The sequence below is a fragment of the Rhodococcus sp. 7Tela_A2 genome, assembly GCF_049311045.1.
Classification (GTDB): domain Bacteria; phylum Actinomycetota; class Actinomycetes; order Mycobacteriales; family Mycobacteriaceae; genus Rhodococcus.
On the sequence record NZ_JAXION010000011.1, the window covers coordinates 1 to 23,255 of the forward strand.

A 23,255-nucleotide genomic window follows, 5' to 3' on the forward strand; every position below is an offset into this window, starting at 1 on the left:
GCGCGCGGGGGGGGCCGGGGCGGGGGGGGGCGCGGGGCCCCGCCCCGCCCGGCCGGCCCGTTTCGCGTGGGACAACCTCAGGACGCGCCCTCGGTGTCGTCGAAGAAGTGCCAGGTTCCGTCTTCGTCGTTCTGGGCCTCCATCCGCCAGCCGAGTTCGCTGTTGTCGGCACGCTTGTCGACGAACCACGCGTGCGCGTCATCGGCACTGGCGATTTCCTTGGTCTCGACGATGTCGCCCTTGGGATCGATCACTCTGTAATTAGCCATGCCCGAGTACTTCCCGGCGGAGCCCCGGCCCTAAACCTCCTTTTCCTCCCCGCTCGCGCCGCCCCGCTCCCGCCGTGTCGCACAGCGGGACCGCGACCCAGGGGTGTAGGGTGGAGAAATCGCACGGCTCGCAGCCTCCGAGCTATCTTCTTCGGACGGGCCTCGATGATCTTCTTCGATCTGCACCCGAGTACCCGCGCATACACCGCGCGACCTCGCTGTTTGCACCTCGTCGCTCCCCTTCGGCCGGAGTTGTCCGCGCCGAACCCGAAAGGACCACCATGAGTAGCTACACCGAAGCCAACAATCCCTTGTTCCTGCAGCCGGTCAACCCGAACGAGCCGGAGCAGGCCGAGCCTGTCGCGCCTGCCGCGCAGGTCGGCCCCTACGACTACAGCTCGATCTTCTCCGGTCGCCCCTGACGGCCTACGGTGTCGCGCACTCCACGAGAGCGCGCGACACCGGTTCGCCGTGCCCGTCGTTCTGATCGGCTGCCGCGGTGAGAACGTCGATGTGGTTGTACCCGGGAAGGGTGATCGCCACAGCGTTCGGATGGTTCGACGCCGGGAGCGTGATTCCACCGCTCCCGCGCAACGTGAGGACCGGGTTCCTCGTCACCCCGTCGCGGTACAGATGATGCGCCGCAAACGACGGGGCCGTACTCTGCGCGAGATCCGACGGTAAGCGCATCGGGAAGTACCACTCGGTGAAATCCAACGGCGGCTCGGACAGGTTGCGCGCCAACTCGTTTATCGATGTCACCTCACCGGCCCGAGAGGTGTACCGGCTTTCCTCCGGCAACGACGCTTCGGTACCCACCTCGTCGTAATCGAGCCACCGGTAGATCAGCTCGGGGTCGCCGTATACCGCCGGCGACGCCTTCGGGGCGTCCCCGAAGGATCCCGATTCGAGTATCTCCGGAGTGGACGGCACCGGGAACACCTTGTCCTGCACCGGCCCTCCGGTCATGAACCCGACACTCGCCTGCAAGAACCCCAGCGGCTGTGAGTTGTCGTCCAGGAGGGCGCCGAGCACCGCTTCATTGGTGGCGTTGAGCGTCCGCACATCGGGTACACCCGTCGCGAACATCTCCGGATCCTTCGCCAGCAACGTACGCAGCGTCCAGTTCACGTTCGCGTTGTCGGGCATCCGCGACACGATGTCGTTGACCCCGTCGGGGTCCAACCGTGCCGCAAGCCCTGCCAGCGCAAGGGTATTCGTGGTTTCGGGGTTGATGACCGCGGGAAGTTGCAGGACCGGACTCGCCGTGGAGGCCGCTCCGAGGAAGATCTCGAGCGGTGCGGCCAATGCTTCGGGTACGTCGGGTTGCTGCCCGGAACTCGGGAACGGCGCGCCCGCACGAATAACGGTATCGAGCGCGAAATAGCCCGAGCACTGGTTGTAGCCGGCGTCGTCGGTGGTGGCAGGGTCGGCGTCGAAATCCCATTCCGCGAAGTAGCCGGTGATGAAACCGCCCATCGAGTGCCCACCGCAGAGCACCTTCTCCTTGCGGACCTTCTGGTCCGGAAACTCGTGTCGCAGAAGGTCGTACTGGTCGCGCAGGGTCTGCTCGAGACCCACATGTGCGAGCCACGCGACATCCGACCCTGTCGCATGTCCTTCGAAGCGTGCGCCGTCGATCTCGGCGTCGCGGAAGTAGTAGTCGGTGGCCGTATCCAGATCGCCCGTCTCGAGCGCGGCGCGCATCCCGACGTGGTCCTCGAGACAGTTGGAGCGCCGGTCGAGGGCCCAGAACTCGACGTGCAGGCCGCGCTCTGAGGCCGCCACCACCGTATTGCGAGCCACACTCTCGAATGCCCCTGCGCCCTCGAAGATTCCGGGCTGTGCGACGAAGATGCGATCGGCATCCCCGGACTCGACGGGGCCGTCGACCGACCGCCACCGCAGATACGACAGTCGGTCGCACTCCGGTGGGTGCGGCCCCACCTCCGGCGGTAACGGCACGGCGATGGACACGACCGACCCCGCAACCTTCTCGGCGAGCGGCGCTGTGGACAGGTACGGAACCTCGGTCCGGTCTCCGGCCTGCGCGTGGGCCACCCCTGGGAGGACCACCATGCCGGCACCGGCAGTCGCCGCGAGCAGCACCGACATCGACGCCCGCGCGACCGCATCCACGATCTTCATGTGTCCCCCCACCGAGTCCCTCGGATCGAACCGCACCGGGTGGCGTATGGCAACCCCGCCGTCCGGAATCTGTCGATTCCACCACGGTGGGTGCGACGGTGACGTGGAATACCGCATTCGGCGGCAGCGATCCGCAGGTTCGGTCAGGCGCGGCGCTCCGGGACGGTCCCGGCCCCCGGCCGGGTGGCTCGTCGGCCGATCCGGACCCCGGCCGGGGTCGAACGATCCCGGAGCGCGCGTCGTGTTACCCGTTCACCTTCGCCGAAGGTCCCTATCGGTAAGGCCGTTCGTCCTCAATCCTGACGACCTTCGGCTCGAATACGTATTGCCGGCCCAGATTTCCCCGCAGGGTGACGGAGGCGGCCGGCTGGGGATATGAGATTCCGGCGTCACTTGCCCGTGTTCGAACGGCCGTGATCACTCGACCCGCGGTTGCGCCGCCTGCGGAGGAAGTTCGACACCGCCAACAACGATTTCGACGTCTTCGTCGGGTGCCCTTTTCGGCGCTGCAGAACACCGGCAACGAGAGACAAACCCCCGGCGACCAGCGGAACTGCCAGCGAGAGCAGCACCCATCGACGGACCGGCTTACTGAGCAGAGCCCACATGTGAAGTCCTTTCACCCATACGCCGCCTCGTCGATCGAGGCGACGGTCGTGCCATCCATGGACGGCCGACGTCTTTCCCTCTTATCTATGCCCAGAGTGCCCTCCACCTATTCCCTCCTGCGGCGATGAAGATCATCCGGCACAACGCAATCGGATTCGGCGTCGCGGCAGGCGAAAGCCCCCTCGAGGGCCCGGCACGGAAAGATCGGCGCCATTTCCGCTCGGGTACGATTCCCCGGGGTTAAAGAGAAGCCCTTGATCGTCAATCGTGTCCGCGGTGTCGAGTGCGAGTTTTCGAACCGGCGGGATCGGGTCTGTTTCAGGAGAAACCCTTCAATGAGAGTTGTTCCCGCGTCGAATGCTCGGCCGGTCTCCCCTCCCCGCGGTCCAGGGGGAATCGGGGCTTCGGATCGCTGTGCGTCGCGTCACCGGTGGTGCCCGCCGAGCACTGTCGGCCGACACCCGTGTTCGTCTGAGCCGGTAGAGATCTCGAGTGCTTCCGAGTGCATGCACCGAGATTCCGGTCGCCCGGTGGTCACCGCATGACGGACCACGACGGGAACGGATCCTCGACCGTCACCCCGGCGTCGAACAACGCCGATCCCGCAACTGTGTTCACTGCCCTGGCCGAGATCCTGTACGGCGGCGCCGACGCTTCCGAGGTGTACTCGGCGATCTGCGTGGCCGCAACCCTGCTCGTGCCCGGCTGTGACCACGCGAGCGTGATGCTGCGCCGCAACGGAGAGTTCGTCCTCGTCGCCGCCAGCGACGATGTCGCTGCGGCCATCGATTCCCACGAGCGGCACCTCGGTGAGGGACCCTGCCTGGACGCGATCGAGGAAGAGGTTCCGCAGATCGAGGCAGATCTGCGGAACGGCTCGTCGTGGCCCGCACTCGCCCGGGCGGTGGTCGAGTCCACGCCCGTGCGCGGAGCAATGGGTTTCCGGTTGCTGATCGACGAACGCAAGGTCGGAGCACTGAATCTGTTCTCGGATACTGCCGGCGCGTTCACTTCCGCGGCCGCGGCCGACCATGCCAGCATGCTGGCGGCGTTCGCCTCGGTCACTGCCACCGCAATCGGGCGCGGCGAAGACATCGACTCGCTGCGTAGCGGTTTGGTGAGCAACCGGGAGATCGGCAAAGCAGTCGGCCTCGTGATGGCGGCCCAGGACCTCACAGCCGACGAGGCGTTCGACCTTCTGCGGCGCACGTCGCAGCAAGTCAATCTCAAGGTTGCCGATCTGGCCCGCACCGTCGTCGAGAATCATTCCGTCGGCAAGGACCGCTGAGCCCCGACGGCGGCGTGAGCTACTGCTCTGAACTCACGCCGCCTGGGTCCGCCACCCGCCCGGGCAGATGTCAAACCTCTCTCTCCGGTACCCCGCCCTCACTGCACGGAAACCCGTCGGATCGACAGCACCGCCATGTCCCCCGGCGGCGCCGGAACCGCGCTAGGAGCGCGCCGCGCCGGGCAGGTCCGCGGGGTGAACGGCTCCCGATGGTCCCAGCTCGGTCTGGGTTTTCGCGCCGACGAGTGTGAAGCACACGCGGGCTCCCTCCGTCCACGTGGTGTCGATCCAGATGTTGCCCCCGTGGTAGTCGACGATCTTTCTGCATACGGCCAGACCGATACCGGTCCCGGTGTAGACGTCCCGGGCATGCAAGCGCTGGAAGATGACGAAGACTTTTTCCGCGAATTCGGCGGGGATACCGATGCCGTTGTCGCTGACGGAGAACTCCCAGCCGGCCGCGTCGTCCTCCGCGTCCACCCTCTCGCACGTGATCCGGACGACGGGAGTCCGGTCGGGATGCCGGAACTTGATCGCATTGGCCAGCAGGTTCTGCCAGAGCATCGTCAGCAGGGTGGGGTCACCGGTCAGCTCGGGCATCTTCTCGGGCCGCTCGATGCGCGCCTGCGCCTCGTCGATCATGATCGCGAGATTGGACTGCGCCTTGTCCAAGGTCTTGTCCAGGTCCACGCGCAGACGCGCGTCGTTGACCCGGCCCACGCGGGAGAACGCCAGCAGGTCGTTGATGAGGACCTGCATACGTTTCGCCCCGTCGACCGCGAAGGCGATGTACTGGGCACCCCGGTCGTCGAGTTTGTCTCCGTAGCGCTTCTCGAGCAACTGGCAGAAGGAGGCAACCTTGCGCAGCGGTTCCTGCAGGTCGTGCGACGCAACGTAGGCGAACTGCTCCAGTTCGGTGTTGGAGCGTCGAAGCTCGTCGGCCTGGGCATCGAGATCGGCGGTCTGACGAGCAAGCTTGTCCTGCTGCCGGCGTGCATCGGTCAATGCCTGGGCGATGTGCCCGCGCATCGCCTCCACGTCCGTCGCAAGGTCCCGGATGTCCTTCGGGCCCTGCGGGTAGATGTGCTGATCGAAGTTCCCGTCACCGGCAACCCGCCGCGTCGCCGCCCGGAGCCGGAGAAGTGGCGTGGCGACCAGGTTGTGCACGAGCACGACCATGAGTGCGCCGGTGAACAGGAAACCGACCACCATCGCCACGAGGACAGAGTTGCGTACGGTGCGGGCTTGCACGAGCCCCTCGTAACCGTCCGCCTGAGCCTGGACGAGGATCGTGTTCTGGTCCTCGAATTGGGAGCGCAGCACGTCGAAGGCGGCACGTCCGCGTTCGATCTCCGCGATATCGGTTCGCTCGGTTCCGCTCGGCGGTGCATCCACGAGCGGCTCTGCGTACTCGGCACGCCATGCCGCCGCATTCGAGGTGATGGTGTCGAGGTTGGCGAGCGCATCGTCGTGGCCGGCCATCAGGGTGCGCAGCCGCTCCACGGAGTTCTGCTCGGCCTCGAGCCCGGTGAGGTACGGCTCGAGAAAGCCCGGGTCTCCGGTGAGGGCATAACCACGCGCCCCGGTCTCCTGGTTGAGCAGAGCAGACTGGAACCGGTACGCCTCGACCTGTGCCGGCTGGATGTCCACGACCAACTGGTCGGTGATCCGGGCGGTCCGGTCGATGAAGTAGGTACCGATAACCGTGCCCACCAGAAGGAACACCGCCAGGGCTGCGAACGCAACCTGGAACCAGCCCTGGACAGTCATCCGGGAACGGATCTGTTCGCTCTTGGGTTCGGGTAACGAAGGATCTCTCATGCTCGCTTAGGTCCTGTTCTTTCCACTTCGCGCCGCACACCGGTCCGATGTCCGCGTGCGTTTCCGATCCGAGCGAGACGGGACGACCCTGCACGCGGCAGGGGTACCGACATCGAGAACACCGCCGTAGCGTACTGGGAGGAATCGGACACGGGTAATCGCACGGCATCGATGGTCTTTTCCTGCCCGTCCGAACGAATTGCAGCCGGACACGCTCGGGTCCCGGGCGGCTCGGGACCGACCCGGCGGGCGTCCGGGCATGAGCGGACGAGCCACAACGGGATCGCGACGAGCGGAGCGTCACCGTGCCCGAATTGCCGCCATCATCATCGAACCGAGGACGCGAGCACGACCACGTGGCATCGTTGAAGAGCGGGTACCTGCATGTTCACCGAGCACCACACCGTAGGCCTGGAGGCCACCATGCTCATTCTCCTCGGACTCGTTCTCCTGCTCGCCGCCGTTGTCGTCGGGGTTGTCGGCGTATTGACCAACGGCGGCGAGGAACACACGATCACCGACGGGTTCTCCGTCTTCGGCTACGAGGTCACCGGCTCCACCGGGACACTGTTCCTCTACGGCATCGTCGTGGGCGCTGTCGGCCTGCTCGGGCTGGCTCTGCTCATGTCCGGGGCGCGGCGATCGTCCCGGCGTACCAGAACTGCCCGCCGCGAGGCGAAGGACGCCCGCAAAGAAGCAGCGAAAGCACAAAAGGACCGGGACCGCATCGCGGAACAGAACAGCACGCTCGTCTCGGATGCGAATACCGCCCGCACCACACCTGCCACCGACACCGCACCCGCTACCGGCACCGCACCTACCACCAGGACACCCACCAGCGGAACGACACCCGGCGGAACGACACCCAGCGGAACGACATCATCTACCGACACGACGTCGCACGGCGCCCATCAACGCGGCGCGCGACACACGGGAGAAGGCCGGCCCTGAACGCGGCTGCGTGGCGAGGGCAACTGCGTCGATCCTGCTGACGTCGTCGGAAGTGCCCCCAGTGGGACTCGAACCCACACTTGGCGGATTTTAAGTCCGCTGCCTCTGCCAATTGGGCTATAGGGGCGTCCGGAACACCCTAGCGCGTGACGGACTGGGCGATCCCGTCCAGGATGTCGTGCTCGCTCACAACGAGTTCGGTGATGCCGGCGCGGCGTCGGAGTTCGTCGGCGAGGACGGTGGTGACGATTGCGCCGCCGCCGATGACGTCCACCCGGCCGGGGTGCATCGGCCCGAGAGCAGCACGTTTCTCGCGGGTCGCGGCGAGCAGGCCGTCGCACACCTGCCGGAGGCGGTCGAACCCGACGGTCGACAGATGCACCCGGTCGGGATCGTAGGTGTCGAGGTCGTTGCCGAGCGCGGCAAGAGTGGTCATGGTGCCCGCGACTCCGACCCAGGTACGGGCGCGCTCGACCGGAACGTGCGCGAGCGCCTCTGCGATCTTTTCCGCGGCGACCTCCCGCGCCTCCGAGACCTGCTCGGCGGTGGGCGGATCGTCGTGCAGACACCTCTCCGTGAGGCGCACGCACCCGATGTCGGTGGAATACGCTGCGTGAACACCGTTCTCGTCGCCCAGCACCACCTCGGTGGAGCCGCCACCCAGATCGACGACGACGAAAGGTCCCCTGGCGGCATCGAGTTCACCGACGGCACCGGCGAAGGACAAACGCGCCTCTTCGTCACCGGTGATGACTTCGGCTTCGGCGCCGGGAATCACGGCTCCGAGCACCTCGCGGGTCATGGAGAAGAAGTCTTCCCGATTCTGCGCGTCGCGTGTCGCCGATGTCGCGACCATCCGCACCCCGGTCGCACCGGTGTCGCGAATGATGCCGGCGTACTCGGTGAGCGCCACGCGGGTTCGCTCGATCGCCTCGGGAGCGAGACGGCCCGTCGCATCGACGCCCTGCCCCAACCGGACGACGCGCATCAGCCGGGTGACATCGGTGAGGGTGCCGTCGTCGGCGATGTCCGCGACGAGCAGGCGAATGGAGTTGGTCCCGCAGTCGATGCCCGCTACGCGAGACACGCTCACTGCGCTTCCCCACGGAGTTCGGCGTAGGTGGGCCAGTCGGCAGGAACAGCGGTGCCGCGCAATCCGGCGTCTGCGGCGAGGGCGACGGATTCGTCGCCGAGCCGGTTGAGACCCGGGCCCTTCGCGAGCGAATGTGCGATCAGAACGTGCAGGCACTTGACCCGATCGGGCATGCCTCCGCCGGTGAAATCGGTACCCAGCGACTCGATGGCGTTACGTTCGGCGAGGTACGACTCGTGGGCACGCCGGTACGAGGACGCGAGTTCGGGATCGGTGCCGAGCCGTTCGGTCATTTCCCGCATCACACCTGCGGACTCCTGCCGGCTCGCTTCCGCGGTGAGGCGGGGATCGGTCAGGTAGTACAGCGTCGGGAACGGTGTGCCGTCCGGCAGCTTCGGCGCGGTTTTGACCACGCCGGGCACGCCGTCGGGGCAACGGTAGGCGATGGCCAGGACGCCGCGGGGTTCGCGCCCGAGCTGTGCTGCGACGGCGTCGAGGTCTTCCTGCGTCACTGAATCGGTCACCCGGGGATATCTCCTGGTTCTGGGGGTGCCACAGGCATCGGCTGCGGCAGTGGTTCGGTTTCGGGTTCGGGAGGCGGTTCGGCCACCGAACGCCACAGGTCGCTGTACCAGGCTCCGGTGGTCGGCGACTCCGGTTCTTCTTCTTCGAGTTCGGGCGGCACGTCGCCGGGCAACTGCACCATGTACGGAATGTCGCCGGGCATCACGAAGCGCAACCGCTCACGTGCCTGCGCCCGGATCCACGCCGGGTCTTCGATGTGCGCCTTCATCTCTTCGAGCGCGGCGATCTCCGTCTCGAGCTGCTCCCGTTCGCGAGCGAGCTGCTCGGCTTCGGAGCGCTGGCTCACGTACGTGCGCAACGGCACCGCGAGCGTCAATGCGAGCGCACACACGACCAGCGCGAGGATGGCCGCGCGCCCCGTGGACAGACCGAGAAAGGTGCGTTCCCGGTGGTCCCGGCGCGCGGCGTGGGGGGGGCCGCACCGCCCGGGGGGGGCCGGGCGCGACCGGAGGCGCCGGAACGCCCGCGGCCGGGCGACGAATGGACGGGGTCCTCGCGTCCGGCCGGACGGGCTCCGGCGCTCTCGGTACCGCTGTCGACCGGAGCGGTAGATCCCGTGGGGCGTGCCCGGCTGGGCCGCCGCGCACTTGCCGCACCTTCGGTGCGGGCTCGACGGGCGCCGGGCCGGGATCTACCGCGCTGGTTCATACCGGATTTCAGCCCTCGAGGTTGAACCGCGGGAAGGCGACTTCGCCCGCGTAACGGGCAGCGTCCCCGAGGGACTCCTCGATGCGCAGCAGCTGGTTGTACTTCGCCACGCGCTCGGACCGTGCCGGTGCACCGGTCTTGATCTGGCCGCTGCCGACCGCAACTGCGAGGTCGGCGATGGTGGTGTCCTCGGTCTCGCCGGAACGGTGGCTCATCATCGTCTTGTACCCGTTGCGGTGCGCGAGATCCACGGCATCGAGAGTCTCGGTGAGAGTGCCGATCTGGTTCACCTTCACGAGCAGCGCGTTGGCGGCACCCTTGACGATGCCTTCTTCGAGCCGCTCGGGGTTGGTGACGAAGAGGTCGTCGCCGACGAGCTGCAGCTTGCCGCCGAGCTTGTCGGTGAGCGCGACCCAGCCGTCCCAGTCGTCCTCGCTGAGCGGATCCTCGACGGAGACGAGCGGGTACGCGGCGAGCAGTTCGGCGTAGAAATCAGCCATCTCGTCGGCGGTGCGGTTCTTGCCCTCGAACGCGTAGCCGGTGCCCTCGGTGTAGAACTCGGTGGCGGCGACGTCCAGTGCCAGAGCGACATCGGTGCCGAGCTTGAGACCGGTCTTCGCGACGGCCTCGCTGATCAGGTCGAGCGCTTCCTTGGTGCCTGCGACGTCCGGCGCGAAACCGCCCTCGTCGCCGAGCCCGGTGGCCAGCCCCCTGCTCTTGAGCACGGACTTGAGCGAGTGGTACACCTCCGCACCCCAGCGCAGCGATTCCTTGAACGTGGGCGCGCCGATCGGAGCGACCATGAACTCCTGGACGTCGACTCCGGTGTCGGCGTGTGCGCCACCGTTGAGGATGTTCATCATCGGCACGGGCAGGATGTGCGCGTTCGGGCCGCCGAGGTAACGGAACAGCTCGAGGCCCGCAGATTCGGCACCGGCCTTGGCAACGGCGAGCGACGCTCCGAGAAGTGCGTTGGCGCCGAGACGACCCTTGTCGGGCGTGCCGTCGGCATCGAGAAGCGCCTGGTCGACGGTGCGCTGTTCGGTTGCGTCGAGTCCGATGATCGCCGGAGCGATCTCTTCGAGGACCGATTCGACGGCCTTCTCGACACCCTTGCCTCCGTAACGGTCGCCACCGTCACGCAGTTCGACGGCTTCGTGCTCACCTGTGGAGGCCCCGGAGGGTACCGCAGCGCGGGCGAAACTTCCGTCCTCGAGCAGCACCTCGACCTCGACCGTCGGGTTGCCCCGGGAGTCGAGGATTTCGCGGGCTCCTACCTGCTCAATGATGGCCACTGGCTGATTCTCCTTCGATGGACTTCACGCTGCGGTGTCTGCACGCTGGGGACAGCCTAACCGGCGCGACCAGGGTGTGAGGCACAGGCGCGCGTCTGGGACGCGGCCGCGACCCGCCTGGACCGTGCTCGACGGTCTGCTACGGACGTACGCCCACACCGTACGCAGCCGCGCGGTCGCGTACGAGCGTCATGTACTCCCCCGAAAGGTTGTAGGCCATCAGAGCCCGCGTCCACCCTTCCGCACTGTCGAGATCGCCGCCGCGCTCGCACAGGTAGCGTCCCGCGCTGAGAGCGGCGTCGTCGATGTTGTCCGGGTCCGCCACGCCGTCCCCGTTGGCGTCCACACCCCACCGCTCCCATGTCTCGGGGATGAACTGCATCGGGCCCATGGCCCGGTCCAGCAGTGGGTCGCCGTCGAGCCTGCCGCCGTCGGTGTCGCGGATTTCGGCGAGGCCGGGGCTTCCGTCGAGCGGCACACCGCGGATCTCGGGTGTCGCGGTGCCGTCGGGGGCGAGGGACGCGCCGCCGTGCCGCCCGTGCCGGCTCTCGACGCTGCCGATCCCGGCGAGGGTCGTCCAGGCCAGGCCGCACTCGGGCCGCGTCGCGGCCAGCACCGCTGCGGCGTGTCCGTACGCTTCGAGCGCCACCACCGGGATGTCGAGCGCGTCGGCCTGCGGTTGCGCCCACTCTCTCAGCAGTCCCGCGGTGCGCCCGGGACCTGCGAAGTCGATGGGCGGAACTTCCGTACCACGCGCGGGCGGCACTCCGTCCGGGACGGCGATCCGGGGCTCCTGCGGCACGGTGAGGCTGACACCCACGGCAAGGAGGACGACCACCCCGAAGATGCCGAAGAGAGCGAACGGCCAGGGGGAACGACGTCGGCGCGGGGCTTGGTACACACCTCCATCCTCCACACGTCGGATCGGACGGCGCGCGATCGGCGCCGTCAGCAGGCGCCGTCCCTGCGCAGGACTGCGCCGACGGTACGACGGAGGATCGACATCCATGGTGAAACTCCGGATCTCCACGTACCGGAGGTCGGCGCGGACGGACTCCTCCCGGGAGAGGTCACTGCGTGATGCGCGGATCGTCGTGCGCCTTGAACAGCACGCCGGCTCCCGCATCGAGTTCGAGAACATCGTGCAGTCGCTGTTCCGCGCCCGGCACCATGCTCCGGAACGTGTACATCGTGAACCGCGCTCCGCGGGTCTGCCGATACAGCACCCGTTCCCGAACGGGTCTGCTCGTCTCGATCCGGTCCCGTGCCGGCTTCCTGTGACGCGCTTTCCTTCGGTGGGCCACTTCGGCCGTAGTCGCCTCGGCCCCGTCGGTGCCCGTCGGAACAACGCGCAACAACAAACCATTTGTTTCCCAGGTCACCGGGCCCGGAACCCACCGCTCCCCCGCCCCGTCGCCCAGGGCAGGTCGATGTACCCGACCCTCACCATGCCCTCCACCACCTCGGACGGCTTCGGAGCGCTGAGCAGAAAGCCTTGTCCCCGTCTGCATCCCAGCTCCAGGAGATAGGGCACCGCCCCCTCCGCCTCGATACCTTCGGCCACGAGGTCCAGACCGAACGACGTCGCGAGCCCGGCGATGGAATTGACGATGACCCGGTCACCTTCGCTGCGATGAAGATTCTGGACGAAGCCCTTGTCGATCTTGAGCGTGTCCACCGGCAGCGACTTGAGGTGACCGAGCGAGCTGTATCCGGTGCCGAAGTCGTCGATCGCGATCCGGACTCCCAGCCGTTCGAGCCGCGAGAGGGTCGCCCTGGTTCGCCGCAGGTCGCCGACCACGACATTCTCGGTGATTTCGAGACAGACCTCGGCACCCCTCAGTCCGTGACGCCGCAGCATCGACGCGACCGACTCGTCGAACCCCACGGTCACCAGCTGGACCGGTGAGACGTTGATGCCCATCACCAGATGGAGACCGGGGATCTTCTTCTTCCACGACGCGAGCTGGGCACACGCCGTATCCATCACCCACCTGCCCAGTTCTGCTGCAAGATTGGTCGATTCGGCGACATCGATGAATTCGGCGGGCGCAAGCGTGCCGAGAACCGGATGGTTCCAGCGCACAAGTGCCTCCACCCCGAGGATCGCTCCCGACCGCAGATCCACCTCCGGTTGATACTCGAGGATCAAATGGTCGTCGTCGATCGAGGCCCGCAGATCGAGTTCGATGCGGGTCCGTCGCTCGCCTTCGTGGTTCATGTCCTCCGTGAAGAAGCCGACGCTGTTGCCGCCCTGCACCTTCACCGCCATCATCGCCTGGTCGGCGCGACCGAGCAGCGCCACCGAGGAGATCTCCCCCGGCTCACCGAGCGCGATGCCGAGACTGACTCCTCGTCCCACCAATTGGCCGTCGAGAGAAACCGATTCACCCACCACCCGCTGGATCTGCGCTGCTCGCTCCCACGCGTCGGCCGGTGTGGCCGGACCTGCCAGGACGACGACGAACTCGTCGCCACCGAGCCGGGCCACCACGTCGACCGGGCGGTTGACCTGCATCAGCCGCTCTCCGATCCTGCACAGGTATGTGTCGGCGGCACGATGCCCGAGGAAATCGTTGAGCGCTTTGAGGCGGTCGAGGTCCAGAAACAGCACCGCCACCGGTCCCGGGTTCCCGGGTCGCAGCCGTTCGTCGAGGTATTCGAGCAACGCCCGTCGACTGGCCAGACCCGTCAACGAGTCGTGATATGCGGCGTAGCGTAGTTCTCCCTCGGCCCGAACACGTGCTTGCACCTGCGCGAACAAGGCCGCGATGAGGCGAAGCGACTCCATCTCGTCTTCGGTCCAGGCGCGGTCCCGCTCCCCCACCAGACCAAGGGTTCCGGTGGTGATGTCTCCCCAGAGCAGTGGCACCGCGGCAATCGATTGTCCCGGCGCCGCCAACACCCGGGGATCCTTCGAGTTTTCGGAGTCGGCCATGATCGGACCCGCATCGCGGAAATGCAGGACCGCGGAAGAGTCCGGACCGGGGCTGTGCGCTTGCGGGGGCCATTCGGCGACGAGCACGGTGGCCGCGAGGTCGTGATCGTTGTACCTGAGGTAGCAGGCGTCGACCTCGAAGTGGTCGGCGAGGAGCTCGAGAACCCGGTCGAACACTTCGCGGTGCGTGGCCACGTCGGCCGGCATGAGAAGTGCCGCCACCCGGGTGACCAGGCTTTCGAGAGTCGAGGACGAGCGGACCACGCCTTCTCCCTTCGATCGCACTCACGCATGAGCTCACAGTGCCGTATCGACAAGCGGGCGAAGGCCCTTCATTCCAGGGAGATATACAGTTCCATTTCGCCGGCCGCGGGAAGATATGCGACCTCCTCGCGGAATGCCCGTGCGATGTCGCCCTCCTTTTCGGCGATATCCACCTGGGTCCACACGTCTTCCCACGGATCCGTGCTCGACCCGTCCGGCGTGAAGCGTGCGGCGTACTTGTCGGTCACGCGGATCAGCGAGTCACCCACCGCAAGACTGCCGATGTCGTCGCAGCGATATCCGGCCACCACCGTCCATCCGACCTCCGGGTGGGAGACGTAGACGACGGTGACGTCGCGTAGACCTCGTTCGCGGAGCCGCTCCAGGGTGAAGGCCAGCAGATCGTCGCCGGGACGACCGGACCCCGGCTCGATCCCGGGCACCACCAGACCACCGACCGCGTATCCGGGCACCTTGACGATGGTGAAGGTCATTGCTGCGCAACCGATGTGGAATCCTCGATCGATATGTACAGCTCGATGCGATAGGAGTGTGGGTAGCACTCGAAATCGCCTGTGAACGCTCGCACGATGTCGCCGCGCCCCTCAGCCCTCCAGATCTGCCGCCACAGTTCACTGAACACGTCGGGAAAGTGACTCCCCACCGCGGAGAACTTCGCATACAGACCGGACGGGAGCCTGGACACGACATGCCCGGGCCGGACCTCCTCGAGTGTCCGGCAGCAGTACCCCACCGTTTGGGTGTAGTACGAACCGATGTCTTCCGCGTGATCGGTATAGGTCGACGCCAGGGGCCCGCCGGCGTCCTGCTTCAACACTGCGGACCAGGCGCGCTCGAGGTGTGGGTCTCTCAGTTTTCCCAACGCGCGGCGCGGACTCCGCACCGGCAAGCCTGCTACCAAAGTTTCTTCACGCTCGACAATGCAGAACGCCATCGGGCAATCCCCCTCCAAGCCACTTACGTAGGCACCCACTCCGCGCTTGCCCGACCCGCACGCGTAATGGGAATTGCTTCGAGACTAAAGGCAACACCCACACCTTTCAAACGATAGCCATAAACAAACCTATGGTATGTTTTAGCTAGGTTTTCAATCTTCCGGTCATTAATTCATCGCCACATACGTTATGCAGGTCGGCGCTGACGCAAAACGAGGAGGACGAAGTCCCATGGAAGAACCCCCGGCGCCCGCCCGGAGCAGGCATGCCCCGGTGCCGTCGGGCGCCGACCCCCGCTGGGCCGGACTCGCGCGGTGACGGGGTGCCGCGCATGCGGTCATCCGGATCTCGATCCCGCCCTCGGCCTCGGCCGCGTGCCACTGCCCGGCCGATTCCCCGTTCGGGAGACTCCCGTTCGCTCCGACGAAGTGCGCAGCCGCCTGGCGATGCTGCTCTGCCGCGCGTGCGGGCTTGCCCAACTGGGCTGTGACGCCGGTCCGGACACACACCGCACTGAGGTCGGACCCGAATACCGCAACGTCGACCACGCTGTCCGGATCATCCGCAAGGCGGGCCTGCTCTCCGGGGGGACCATCTCCGAATTCGGATCACCGAAAGGCGAGCGATGGCTTCCACGCTTGCAGCCCTTCGGTTTTCGATCTCCCCGACACGGTGAGTCCGCGTCGGTCGTGGTGGACTCCTTCGCCCTCGAGCGAGAACTCGATCAGCGCCGCGCACTCCGGGAGCGGGCGGCTGCGCTGACTCCCGACGGCACACTTCTCCTGGAATTCCGTTCGCTGTCCGCGGTCATCGCCCAACGGCGCTGGGATGCCCTGCAGTACGGACGTTTCGTGTACTACACGGTGACGACACTGCGTCGCGCCCTCGAGGATGCAGGACTGCTTCTCTGGAACGCGTGGCCGATCGGACCCACCGCGGACGTGATACTCGCGGCAGCGGTCTGCGAGGGCACCCTGTACCCGGAACCGTTCGTCCGCCGGCGACTCGCCGCCGAACGCGAGGAGGGCATCACCACCGTTCGTACGGTTCGAGTGCTCCAAGCCGCCGCCGACCGTGACGCTGCCGCACTCCACAGCTGGCTCCGGCAGATGGCCCTCCGGCATCGAACCGTAACAGCCTATGGAGCAACGGCTTCGACCGTCACTTTGTTCGCGCGCGCCCACGTGAGCAGGACCCTCGTCTCCGCCGTCGCCGACGGCACACCGGGCCACCACGGCCGCCGGATGCCCGGCACCGACGTACCCATCGTGGCGCCCAATCTGATGGTGTCTGCGGCACCCGACCACATACTGGTGACGGCGCCGCGGGAGCTGGCCGAATTGCGCTCGCGCTACCCGGAACTCGGCGACCGGTGGACGTTGCCGCCCCGCGGGACGGACGAGTTACGCCGGGACCGTTGAGAACTCGCCGGGACGCCGGTCAACCTCTCCAGTGACGCTTCCATGTTTCGGCGTCGTGCGGCCCGGCTCCCGCCGACCGCTCAGCCGTCCGGATCGCATCGGCGAACCGCAGCACGACGCCTCGCAACGCCGCCTCGGTGTCACCCGAATCGTCGATCCGGACCGTTCTCAGCTCGTCGGGTATCAGCTCGTCGGGGAATCCGGCGCGTCGCGCGCGTTCGAGCACCTTGTCGACCAGCGCCAGGCTCGGCTGTGCCATGGCGATCCCGTCGAGGCACGACTCGCGGGCCTTCTCAGCTCTCTTCGCGACCTCCCACGCGGCTTCCTGCTCCGCGACATCCAGCGGCCCGGTATGGCCGTTGGACAAGTGAGGGCTGCGCGCCGCGAGCTTGGCGACGAGCGTCGCGGCGACGTCGTCGACTGTGAAAGCTCCGGACTCCTCGGCGATCCGTGAATGGAAGAGCACCTGCAGCAGCAGGTCGCCGAGTTCCTCCCGTAGGGAATCCGGGTCACCGGACTCGATCGCGTCGAGCACCTCGTAGGTTTCTTCGACGAGATACCGGCGCAGCGACTCGTGGGTCTGGGTGACCTCCCATCCCCCGAACGCCCACAGCCGGTCCATCACCTCCGCTGCTTCGCGCAGCATGTCACCCGGCCCGGTCATCTCCGTACTCACACGCCCACCGATACCGGGGCGCTGATGTCCACCGAGCCCTGGGGCTTTCCGTCCATCGCGAGGAGGAAGTCCGCGATGAACTGGAGCAGTTCGACGTCGCGGACACGATCCGAACCGATACCGCCCGTGCGCGGGATCGGCAACTGCACGGTGCCGCTCGTCGGCCGGTACTGCGCGGACGGGTACAGCCGCTTGAGCCGCATCTGCTTCGAGTCCGGCAATTCGAGCGAACCGATCTTGAGTTGCGAGCCGACCACGGTGACCTCGTCGAGGCCGTACTCCCGGCACAGCAGGCGCAGCTTCGCGACCGACACGAGCCTCCGGACCTCCTCCGGCATCGGGCCGTACCGATCGACGAGTTCGTCGATGACCGTGTCGATGGCGTTGTCGTCGTTCGCGGCAGCGAGTTTCCGGTATGCCTCGAGACGGAGCCGGTCGGAGGTGACGTAATCGGACGGGATGTGCGCGTCGACGGGCAGGTCGATGCGTACCTCCTTGGGCGCTTCGTCCGTCGAGATCGGGCGGCCGTCGGCAGCAGCGCGGAATGCCTCGACAGCCTCACCCACCAGCCGCACGTAGAGATCGAATCCGACCCCCGCGACATGGCCCGATTGTTCGGCGCCGAGCACATTGCCCGCGCCGCGGATTTCGAGGTCCTTCATCGCCACGGCCATGCCCGCACCGAGATCGGAGTTCTGGGAGATCGTCGCGAGCCGGTCGTACGCAGTCTCCGTGAGCGGCTTCTCCTGCGGATAGAGGAAATACGCGTACCCACGTTCGCGCGACCGCCCGACACGACCGCGCAACTGGTGCAGCTGCGACAGCCCGAGCGAATCCGCTCGCTCGACGATGAGTGTGTTGGCGTTCGGGATGTCCAGGCCCGTCTCGACGATCGTCGTGCACACGAGTACGTCGAAGTCACGTTCCCAGAAGCCCTGCACGGTCTTTTCCAGAGTGTCCTCGTTCATCTGCCCGTGCGCGACCGCCACGCGCGCCTCGGGGACGAGATCGCGGATCTTCTTGGCGGCCTTGTCGATCGAGCTGACGCGGTTGTGGACGTAGAACACCTGGCCGTCGCGCAGCAGTTCGCGCCGGATCGCAGCGGCCACCTGCTTGTCGTTGTAGCCGCCCACGTAGGTCAGAATCGGGTGCCGTTCCTCCGGCGGAGTGAGGATCGTCGACATCTCGCGGATGCCGGCCATGCTCATCTCGAGCGTGCGCGGAATCGGCGTGGCGGACATGGTCAGGACGTCGACGTGGGTGCGCAGCGCCTTGATGTGCTCCTTGTGCTCGACGCCGAACCGCTGTTCCTCGTCGACCACGACGAGGCCGAGGTCCTTCCAGCGGATACCCGTCTGCAGCAAGCGATGTGTGCCGACGACGATGTCGACGGTGCCGTCCTCCATGCCCGCGAGGGTCTCGCGGGATTCGGCGGCGTCGGTGAAGCGGCTCAGTCCCTTCACCACGACCGGGAACGCCGCCATCCGCTCGGTGAAGGTCTGCAGATGCTGCTGGGCAAGCAGGGTCGTCGGCACGAGCACCGCGACCTGCTTGCCGTCCTGGACGGCCTTGAACGCAGCCCGGACCGCGATTTCGGTCTTGCCGTACCCCACATCGCCGATGACCACCCGGTCCATCGGTACGGGCTTCTCCATGTCGCTTTTGACCTCGGAGATCACCGTGAGCTGATCCTGGGTCTCGGTGAAGGGGAACGCGTCCTCCATCTCCTTCTGCCAGGGAGTGTCCGGGCCGAAGGCGTGCCCGGGCGAGGCCTGCCGCGCCGCGTACAACCGCACCAGCTCACCCGCGATCTCACGGACAGCCTTGCGCGCCTTACGTTTCGTGTTCGCCCAGTCCGAGCCACCGAGCTTGCTGATCGACGGGAGTTCCCCGCCCACATAGCGCGAGAGCTGATCGAGCGATTCCATCGGCACGAAAAGGCGGTCGCCCGGCTGGCCACGCTTGCTCGGCGCGTACTCGATCACCAGGTACTCGCGACGGGCTCCGCCGATGGTGCGTTCGACCATCTCGACGAACCGGCCGATGCCGTGCTGGTCGTGGACCACGTAGTCGCCCGCGGTCAGCGCCAGAGGATCGACCTGGTTGCGGCGCTTGACCGGCGTCTTACGCGCCTCCGTCACCACCCGGTTGCCGGTGAGGTCGGCCTCGGTCACGAGGACCAGTCCCGGCACCACGTTGTCGCCGTTGCCGGTGAGGACGAGACCCTCGTGCAGCGCACCGCGGAGGACGCCGACCTGTCCCCGCACCGGTTCCGCGCCGGGTTCGAGTTCGGCCGCGGGGACCTCGTTCTCCTTCAGCCGCTCGAGCACGCGTTGACCCGTGCCGGTGCCGGCCACCACGATCGCGGCACGTCCGCCGGTGGTGACGTGGGCGCGCAGGTTCGCGAACAGCATCGACAGCAGTTCCTCGGAACCGCGGATCTCGGGTGCCGACTGCACCGCGAGGACGGTCTCGGTATCCGCACCCGACTCGAGCTGGCTCAGCGACCACCACGGTGTGCCCTGGGCCTGCGCAGCTTCGCGCACCTGTCGCAGGGACCTGTATGCCGACGCCGCGAGGTCGAGTGTGTTCCCGTCGACCCCGTTGATGTTCGACGTGTCCAGCGGCGCGGCCCCGCCGATCGACGCAGCGGTCCACGACGCCTCGAGGAATTCCTGGCCGGTGCGCACCAGGTCGGTTGCGCGGGTGCGCACCTTCTCCGGATCGCACAGCAGGACGTGGGTGCCGCGCGGGACGACGTCGGTGAGCAGCTGGAGTTCTCCCGGCTGCAGCACGGGCAGCAGCGCTTCCATGCCCTCGACCGGGATTCCGCCGGCCATCTTCTCGAACATCTCGGCGAGCGCGGCGTCGGCCGGGTTTTCCGCGGCGAGTTTCGCGGCGCGCTCCTTGACCGCGTCGGTGAGCAGAAGCTCCCGGCACGGCGGTGCGATGAGGGTCGTGATCTCCAGTTCGGGGATGGAACGCTGGTCGGCAACCGAGAACGGCCGCAGTTCCGTGACCTCGTCGCCCCAGAATTCGATGCGCACGGGATGGTCCGCTGTGGGCGGGAACACATCGAGGATGCCACCGCGCACCGCGAATTCTCCGCGCTTGCCCACCATGTCGACGCGTGTGTACGCGAGTTCGGCGAGCCGCGCGACGAGCTCGTCGAAGTCGTGCTCGGAACCGAGACGCAGCGTGATGGGCTCGATTTCTCCGAGTCCGGGCGCCATGGGCTGCACCAGGGAACGCACGGTGGCGACGACGATCCGCAGCTCCGGGCCGAGATCCCGATCGTCCGGGCGCGCGAGCCGACGCAGCACCTCGAGTCGCCGGCCCACCGTGTCGGCGCTCGGCGACAGACGCTCGTGCGGCAGGGTCTCCCAGGACGGGAACTGCGCGACGCTGTCCCCGACCATCTGAGCGAGTTCGGCCGTCAGGTCGTCGGCCTCGCGGCCGGTCGCGGTGACCACGAGTACCGGGGTCTTCTCCGCGAGGGCTGCGGCAACGAAGGGGCGAACCGCGGACGGCGCGACCAGCGACTGCTCGGCAGTGCCGACCAGTTCACCGATCCTCTGGAACTGGGAGTCCGACAGCGCGATCCGCGCCAATCCGGACAAGGGGGTGGCGACCGGGGGCACAGCAGACAAGGAAAGCGCTCCTGAGTTTGAGACGAGAACCTTATCGAGTCTATGCCTCGCGCGGGATCTGCGTCAGGACCGAGCGGGCAACAGGGATCACCCTCGGCACGCTCACGTCGCTGCCGCGTAGCCGCGGAGCAGATCGGCACTGTTGTCGCCCAGCGCCGAACGTGCCCACACTGCGAGCCGCACCAGCAGATCCGCGTCGCTCGGATTCGCCTCGGTTCCCGGCTCGAGCCACCGCCGGCGCACCATCCGCAGCAGCGACCGCTGTGCCCGCGCGGGGTCGGCGTCGAGCGCGAATGTGACGAACGCGTCGCGGGTCCACGCTTCGACGCCGGATCGTTCGAGTGCCCGCGCGGTCACAGCGTCGGCAGTGACCACGGCGTCCGCATGACAGAGCAGCGCCACGGAGGTGACGTGCGTTTCTCTCGGGTCGATCACGTACGGCACTTCACGCAGGACCGGGGTGGGCCAGGTCACCCGCGCGTCCGGGAACGCGCGGTCGAGTTCGGCGAACAGATAGTCGCGGGTAGGTCGGGCGAGGTGTTCCGGCAGCCGGTGATCGGCCTCCGCGATGATGCCGTCGCTCCAATACGGCTGGTACAAACCGTCTTCCGCGAAAGCGAGTGCGACATCCCGGACCCGCGCGTTCGCCAGGACCGTCGCGTCGAGGACGACTCGGATCGGCACCGCTCTCCCTTCGTCGGGCGTCAGAACTTCTCGTACATGCCTTCGCGGCGGGTGAGATCGGCGAGGTTGTCGAGCACCTCGGTGCGGATCCTGGTGTGGCGTTCGCCGAGCGCGAGGACCTCGGTCCGGGGCACCCGGCGATGCAGGCCGTGGAATTCCGCGGGTAGCGCGCCGGTGTCCACCAAACGGGCGGCGTAGCGCCGCGAGCATCCGAGGACGTCGGCGACCTGCGCGATGGTCAGTAATGCGGGCACCAGCCCGATCATGACGGCAGTGTCCGGGCCGAGCTCGTCGAGCAGACGTGCCAGTTCTCCCGGCGCCTGGCGCGCATCGAACGGTCCGAACGTCACGGCGGCGATGCTGTCAGCACGACGGAGGGAATGCAACGACCATCCGGGCCGGCCGGAGCCGTGGACGCACTGCGGCCATCGCGTTCAGGACTGCAACCGCAGTCTGCGGGCCGCGAACTGGCGGAAGTACTCGAGTTTGCTCGGCGGAACCACCGACGGCAGCAGCAGGCTCCACATCGCCTCGATCCGCTCGGTCAGATGCTTGGTGCCGCTCATCGCCGCTCCCACGGTGCGCGCACCGATACCGGCTTCCATCAGCAGCAACGCGAACGCGTCGGTGTCGACGTGCTCGGCCAGGTCGCCTTCGTCGCCTGCGCGCCTGGTGAGTTCCTTCAACTCTTCGAGCCAGACGTCGAAGGGGCGTTCTTCCGCACCGCGGTAGTCGCCGATTTCGACGAGCAGGCGGAACATCGCGCGGACCACCGGATCGGTTTCGGCGAGGTCGACGTTCAGCACCGACAGTTCGATGGCTGCTTCCAGCGCCGGCGCGCGCCGGTCGGTCTTCCCGGCAGTTTCCGCGGCCATCCGGGCGTACCCGGCGTCGATCACGCCGCGTGCGAGTTCTTCCTTGGAACCGAAGTGGAAGTACAGGGCGCCTTTGGTGACACCCGCCTCTTCGATGATCTCGTTCAGGCTCGCGTTGGCGTAGCCTTCCCGCACGAATACCTCGGCGGCTCCTCGTAGTACCGCCTCGCGCGTCACTTCAGCGCGTACCTGCCGTCCCACAGAGACCCCGATTCTTCGTTCGCCACTGGGCGTCGGTCGTGCACTCCTGTGAAGACCACCGTAACACCGATTATCCTGTTCCCGATGCGTTGCACCGCCTCGAAACAGAACGACTACGTGCCGAGATGCTTGTTTCCGAGCGCCGGGTCTGCTTCGAGCCGGGTCAGCCCGTTCCAGCACAGGTTGACGAGGTGCGCTGCGACAACTTCCTTCGACGGCGTCCGTTCGTCCAGCCACCAGGTCGCCGTCGTGGCGACCATCCCGACCAGTGCCTGCGCGTACAGAGGCGCGAGTTCCGGATTGAGTCCTCTCCGGGAGAAGTCGCCGGCGAGCAACTGGCCGACCTGGCGCATCGCCTCGTTGAGGAGACTCGAGTAGGTGCCTTCCTCCGCGGCGACCGGCGAGTCACGCACGAGGATGCGGAACCCGTCGGTGCGCTCCTCGATATAGGTGAGGAGCGCGAGGGCAGCACGCTCGACCCGCACTCGTGAGCGGTTCCGGGTCAGGCTCTCGGTCACCATCGACATCAGCACCGTCATCTCGCGGTCCACCACCACCGCGTAGAGCCCTTCCTTACCTCCGAAGTGCTCGTACACGACAGGCTTGGACACCTGGGCCCGCTGCGCGATCTCTTCGATCGACGCGCCGTCGTAACCACGCTCGGCGAACAAAGCGCGTCCGATCTCGATGAGTTGCTCGCGCCGCTGCGTTCCGGTCATCCGGATCCGGGGCGCGCGCTCGGTGCTTTTCCGACTGGCCTGCTCCGTACGGTCCTGCGACGATCGTGACACGGTTCGTCCTTTCCGACGCACCACGTCGGGGCATCACTCGGGGTCGGTCGCCGCCCAGACTATCGACAACGAGCAGATCACCCCCCACGTTC

General features: G+C 67.0%; 21 protein-coding genes and 1 tRNA gene. 4 read left to right on the plus strand and 18 right to left on the minus strand.

All coding sequences use genetic code 11. The features are described from left to right. Positions 1-77 precede the first annotated feature (77 nt). The gene (locus tag TVH25_RS03695; protein WP_169621526.1) at positions 78-269 is read right to left on the minus strand and encodes a hypothetical protein; all 192 of its coding nucleotides are present in this window, start codon (positions 267-269) and stop codon (positions 78-80) included. 281 nt (positions 270-550) lie between these two features. Here TVH25_RS03695 and TVH25_RS03700 point away from each other — a divergent pair, with 281 nt between their 5' ends. Continuing rightward, the gene (locus TVH25_RS03700) at positions 551-691 is read left to right on the plus strand and encodes a hypothetical protein (RefSeq protein WP_169652516.1); all 141 of its coding nucleotides are present in this window, start codon (positions 551-553) and stop codon (positions 689-691) included. A gap of 4 nt (positions 692-695) precedes the next feature. Here the strand turns inward: TVH25_RS03700 and TVH25_RS03705 are convergent, their stop codons facing one another. Beyond that, positions 696-2,417, minus strand: coding sequence for a hypothetical protein (locus TVH25_RS03705; RefSeq protein WP_422423387.1), 1,722 nt, complete (start codon positions 2,415-2,417; stop codon positions 696-698). 1,150 nt (positions 2,418-3,567) lie between these two features. Between TVH25_RS03705 and TVH25_RS03710 the strand changes: the two genes are divergently transcribed. After that, on the plus strand, positions 3,568-4,314 hold the full coding sequence (locus TVH25_RS03710) for a GAF and ANTAR domain-containing protein (RefSeq protein WP_296551023.1): 747 nt from the start codon (positions 3,568-3,570) through the stop codon (positions 4,312-4,314). 162 nt (positions 4,315-4,476) lie between these two features. Here the strand turns inward: TVH25_RS03710 and TVH25_RS03715 are convergent, their stop codons facing one another. Then, complete coding sequence (locus tag TVH25_RS03715; protein WP_296551022.1) at positions 4,477-6,135, minus strand: sensor histidine kinase; 1,659 nt, start codon at positions 6,133-6,135, stop codon at positions 4,477-4,479. A 384-nt stretch (positions 6,136-6,519) separates the two neighbouring features. Here TVH25_RS03715 and TVH25_RS03720 point away from each other — a divergent pair, with 384 nt between their 5' ends. Then, positions 6,520-7,086, plus strand: a complete 567-nt coding sequence (locus tag TVH25_RS03720; RefSeq protein WP_422423388.1) for a hypothetical protein — start codon at positions 6,520-6,522, stop codon at positions 7,084-7,086. Between the two features lie 53 nt (positions 7,087-7,139). On the opposite strand, the gene TVH25_RS03725 is transcribed toward TVH25_RS03720, so the two are convergent. The 9 genes from TVH25_RS03725 to TVH25_RS03765 all read right to left on the minus strand — a co-directional run bounded on the left by TVH25_RS03725 (position 7,140) and on the right by TVH25_RS03765 (position 14,864). Continuing rightward, positions 7,140-7,213 (minus strand) — tRNA-Leu (locus TVH25_RS03725). A gap of 12 nt (positions 7,214-7,225) precedes the next feature. Further along, entirely contained in the window at positions 7,226-8,173 is a 948-nt protein-coding gene (locus tag TVH25_RS03730; protein ID WP_422423406.1) for an exopolyphosphatase, read from the minus strand. 2 nt (positions 8,174-8,175) lie between these two features. Further along, a complete protein-coding gene (locus TVH25_RS03735) occupies positions 8,176-8,703 on the minus strand; it encodes a DUF501 domain-containing protein (RefSeq protein ID WP_169621523.1) in 528 nt (175 codons plus the stop codon). Beyond that, complete coding sequence (locus TVH25_RS03740) at positions 8,700-9,095, minus strand: FtsB family cell division protein (protein ID WP_422423389.1); 396 nt, start codon at positions 9,093-9,095, stop codon at positions 8,700-8,702. Before TVH25_RS03740 ends, TVH25_RS03735 begins: the two co-directional genes overlap by 4 nt. A gap of 325 nt (positions 9,096-9,420) precedes the next feature. Further along, positions 9,421-10,707 (minus strand): phosphopyruvate hydratase, encoded by a 1,287-nt coding sequence (eno, locus tag TVH25_RS03745; protein ID WP_169621521.1) that lies wholly within the window; start codon positions 10,705-10,707, stop codon positions 9,421-9,423. Positions 10,708-10,846: 139 nt separating this feature from the next. Beyond that, entirely contained in the window at positions 10,847-11,608 is a 762-nt protein-coding gene (locus TVH25_RS03750) for a lytic murein transglycosylase (RefSeq protein WP_169652518.1), read from the minus strand. A gap of 477 nt (positions 11,609-12,085) precedes the next feature. After that, positions 12,086-13,852 carry a putative bifunctional diguanylate cyclase/phosphodiesterase gene (locus tag TVH25_RS03755; RefSeq protein WP_422423407.1) on the minus strand — a complete coding sequence of 589 codons (1,767 nt, stop codon included), beginning with the start codon at positions 13,850-13,852 and terminating at the stop codon, positions 12,086-12,088. 125 nt (positions 13,853-13,977) lie between these two features. Further along, positions 13,978-14,403, minus strand: a complete 426-nt coding sequence (locus TVH25_RS03760; RefSeq protein WP_169621519.1) for a hypothetical protein — start codon at positions 14,401-14,403, stop codon at positions 13,978-13,980. Next, positions 14,400-14,864: a GyrI-like domain-containing protein gene (locus TVH25_RS03765; RefSeq protein ID WP_422423390.1), complete on the minus strand. Its 465-nt coding sequence runs from the start codon at positions 14,862-14,864 to the stop codon at positions 14,400-14,402. The genes TVH25_RS03760 and TVH25_RS03765 overlap by 4 nt, the downstream gene beginning before the upstream one ends. A gap of 315 nt (positions 14,865-15,179) precedes the next feature. On the opposite strand from TVH25_RS03765, the gene TVH25_RS03770 reads away from it, so the two are divergent. Further along, a complete protein-coding gene (locus TVH25_RS03770; protein ID WP_422423391.1) occupies positions 15,180-16,286 on the plus strand; it encodes a transferase in 1,107 nt (368 codons plus the stop codon). A 19-nt stretch (positions 16,287-16,305) separates the two neighbouring features. Here TVH25_RS03770 and TVH25_RS03775 read toward each other — a convergent pair whose 3' ends face one another. The 6 genes from TVH25_RS03775 to TVH25_RS03800 all read right to left on the minus strand — a co-directional run bounded on the left by TVH25_RS03775 (position 16,306) and on the right by TVH25_RS03800 (position 23,091). Next, on the minus strand, positions 16,306-16,950 hold the full coding sequence (locus TVH25_RS03775; RefSeq protein WP_169621703.1) for a MazG family protein: 645 nt from the start codon (positions 16,948-16,950) through the stop codon (positions 16,306-16,308). Positions 16,951-16,958: 8 nt separating this feature from the next. Continuing rightward, entirely contained in the window at positions 16,959-20,612 is a 3,654-nt protein-coding gene (gene mfd, locus TVH25_RS03780; protein WP_169621517.1) for a transcription-repair coupling factor, read from the minus strand. Positions 20,613-20,714: 102 nt separating this feature from the next. Next, positions 20,715-21,296 carry a PIN domain-containing protein gene (locus tag TVH25_RS03785; protein WP_169621516.1) on the minus strand — a complete coding sequence of 194 codons (582 nt, stop codon included), beginning with the start codon at positions 21,294-21,296 and terminating at the stop codon, positions 20,715-20,717. A gap of 20 nt (positions 21,297-21,316) precedes the next feature. Then, entirely contained in the window at positions 21,317-21,646 is a 330-nt protein-coding gene (locus TVH25_RS03790; protein ID WP_422423392.1) for a helix-turn-helix domain-containing protein, read from the minus strand. 84 nt (positions 21,647-21,730) lie between these two features. Continuing rightward, entirely contained in the window at positions 21,731-22,372 is a 642-nt protein-coding gene (locus TVH25_RS03795) for a ScbR family autoregulator-binding transcription factor (RefSeq protein WP_422423393.1), read from the minus strand. 113 nt (positions 22,373-22,485) lie between these two features. Continuing rightward, entirely contained in the window at positions 22,486-23,091 is a 606-nt protein-coding gene (locus TVH25_RS03800) for a TetR/AcrR family transcriptional regulator (RefSeq protein ID WP_296551017.1), read from the minus strand. Positions 23,092-23,255 lie beyond the last annotated feature (164 nt).

What these genes read in the sequence shown, in the direction of transcription:
- TVH25_RS03695 (WP_169621526.1), bottom strand. Translation starts at nt 269, where the DNA reads ATGGCTAATTACAGAGTGATCGATCCCAAGGGCGACATCGTCGAGACC.
- TVH25_RS03700 (WP_169652516.1), top strand. Translation starts at nt 551, where the DNA reads ATGAGTAGCTACACCGAAGCCAACAATCCCTTGTTCCTGCAGCCGGTC.
- TVH25_RS03705 (WP_422423387.1), bottom strand. Translation starts at nt 2,417, where the DNA reads ATGAAGATCGTGGATGCGGTCGCGCGGGCGTCGATGTCGGTGCTGCTC.
- TVH25_RS03710 (WP_296551023.1), top strand. Translation starts at nt 3,568, where the DNA reads ATGACGGACCACGACGGGAACGGATCCTCGACCGTCACCCCGGCGTCG.
- TVH25_RS03715 (WP_296551022.1), bottom strand. Translation starts at nt 6,135, where the DNA reads ATGAGAGATCCTTCGTTACCCGAACCCAAGAGCGAACAGATCCGTTCC.
- TVH25_RS03720 (WP_422423388.1), top strand. Translation starts at nt 6,520, where the DNA reads ATGTTCACCGAGCACCACACCGTAGGCCTGGAGGCCACCATGCTCATT.
- TVH25_RS03755 (WP_422423407.1), bottom strand. Translation starts at nt 13,852, where the DNA reads ATGCCGGCCGACGTGGCCACGCACCGCGAAGTGTTCGACCGGGTTCTC.
- TVH25_RS03760 (WP_169621519.1), bottom strand. Translation starts at nt 14,403, where the DNA reads ATGACCTTCACCATCGTCAAGGTGCCCGGATACGCGGTCGGTGGTCTG.
- TVH25_RS03765 (WP_422423390.1), bottom strand. Translation starts at nt 14,864, where the DNA reads ATGGCGTTCTGCATTGTCGAGCGTGAAGAAACTTTGGTAGCAGGCTTG.
- TVH25_RS03775 (WP_169621703.1), bottom strand. Translation starts at nt 16,950, where the DNA reads ATGACCGGGCCGGGTGACATGCTGCGCGAAGCAGCGGAGGTGATGGAC.
- TVH25_RS03800 (WP_296551017.1), bottom strand. Translation starts at nt 23,091, where the DNA reads ATGACCGGAACGCAGCGGCGCGAGCAACTCATCGAGATCGGACGCGCT.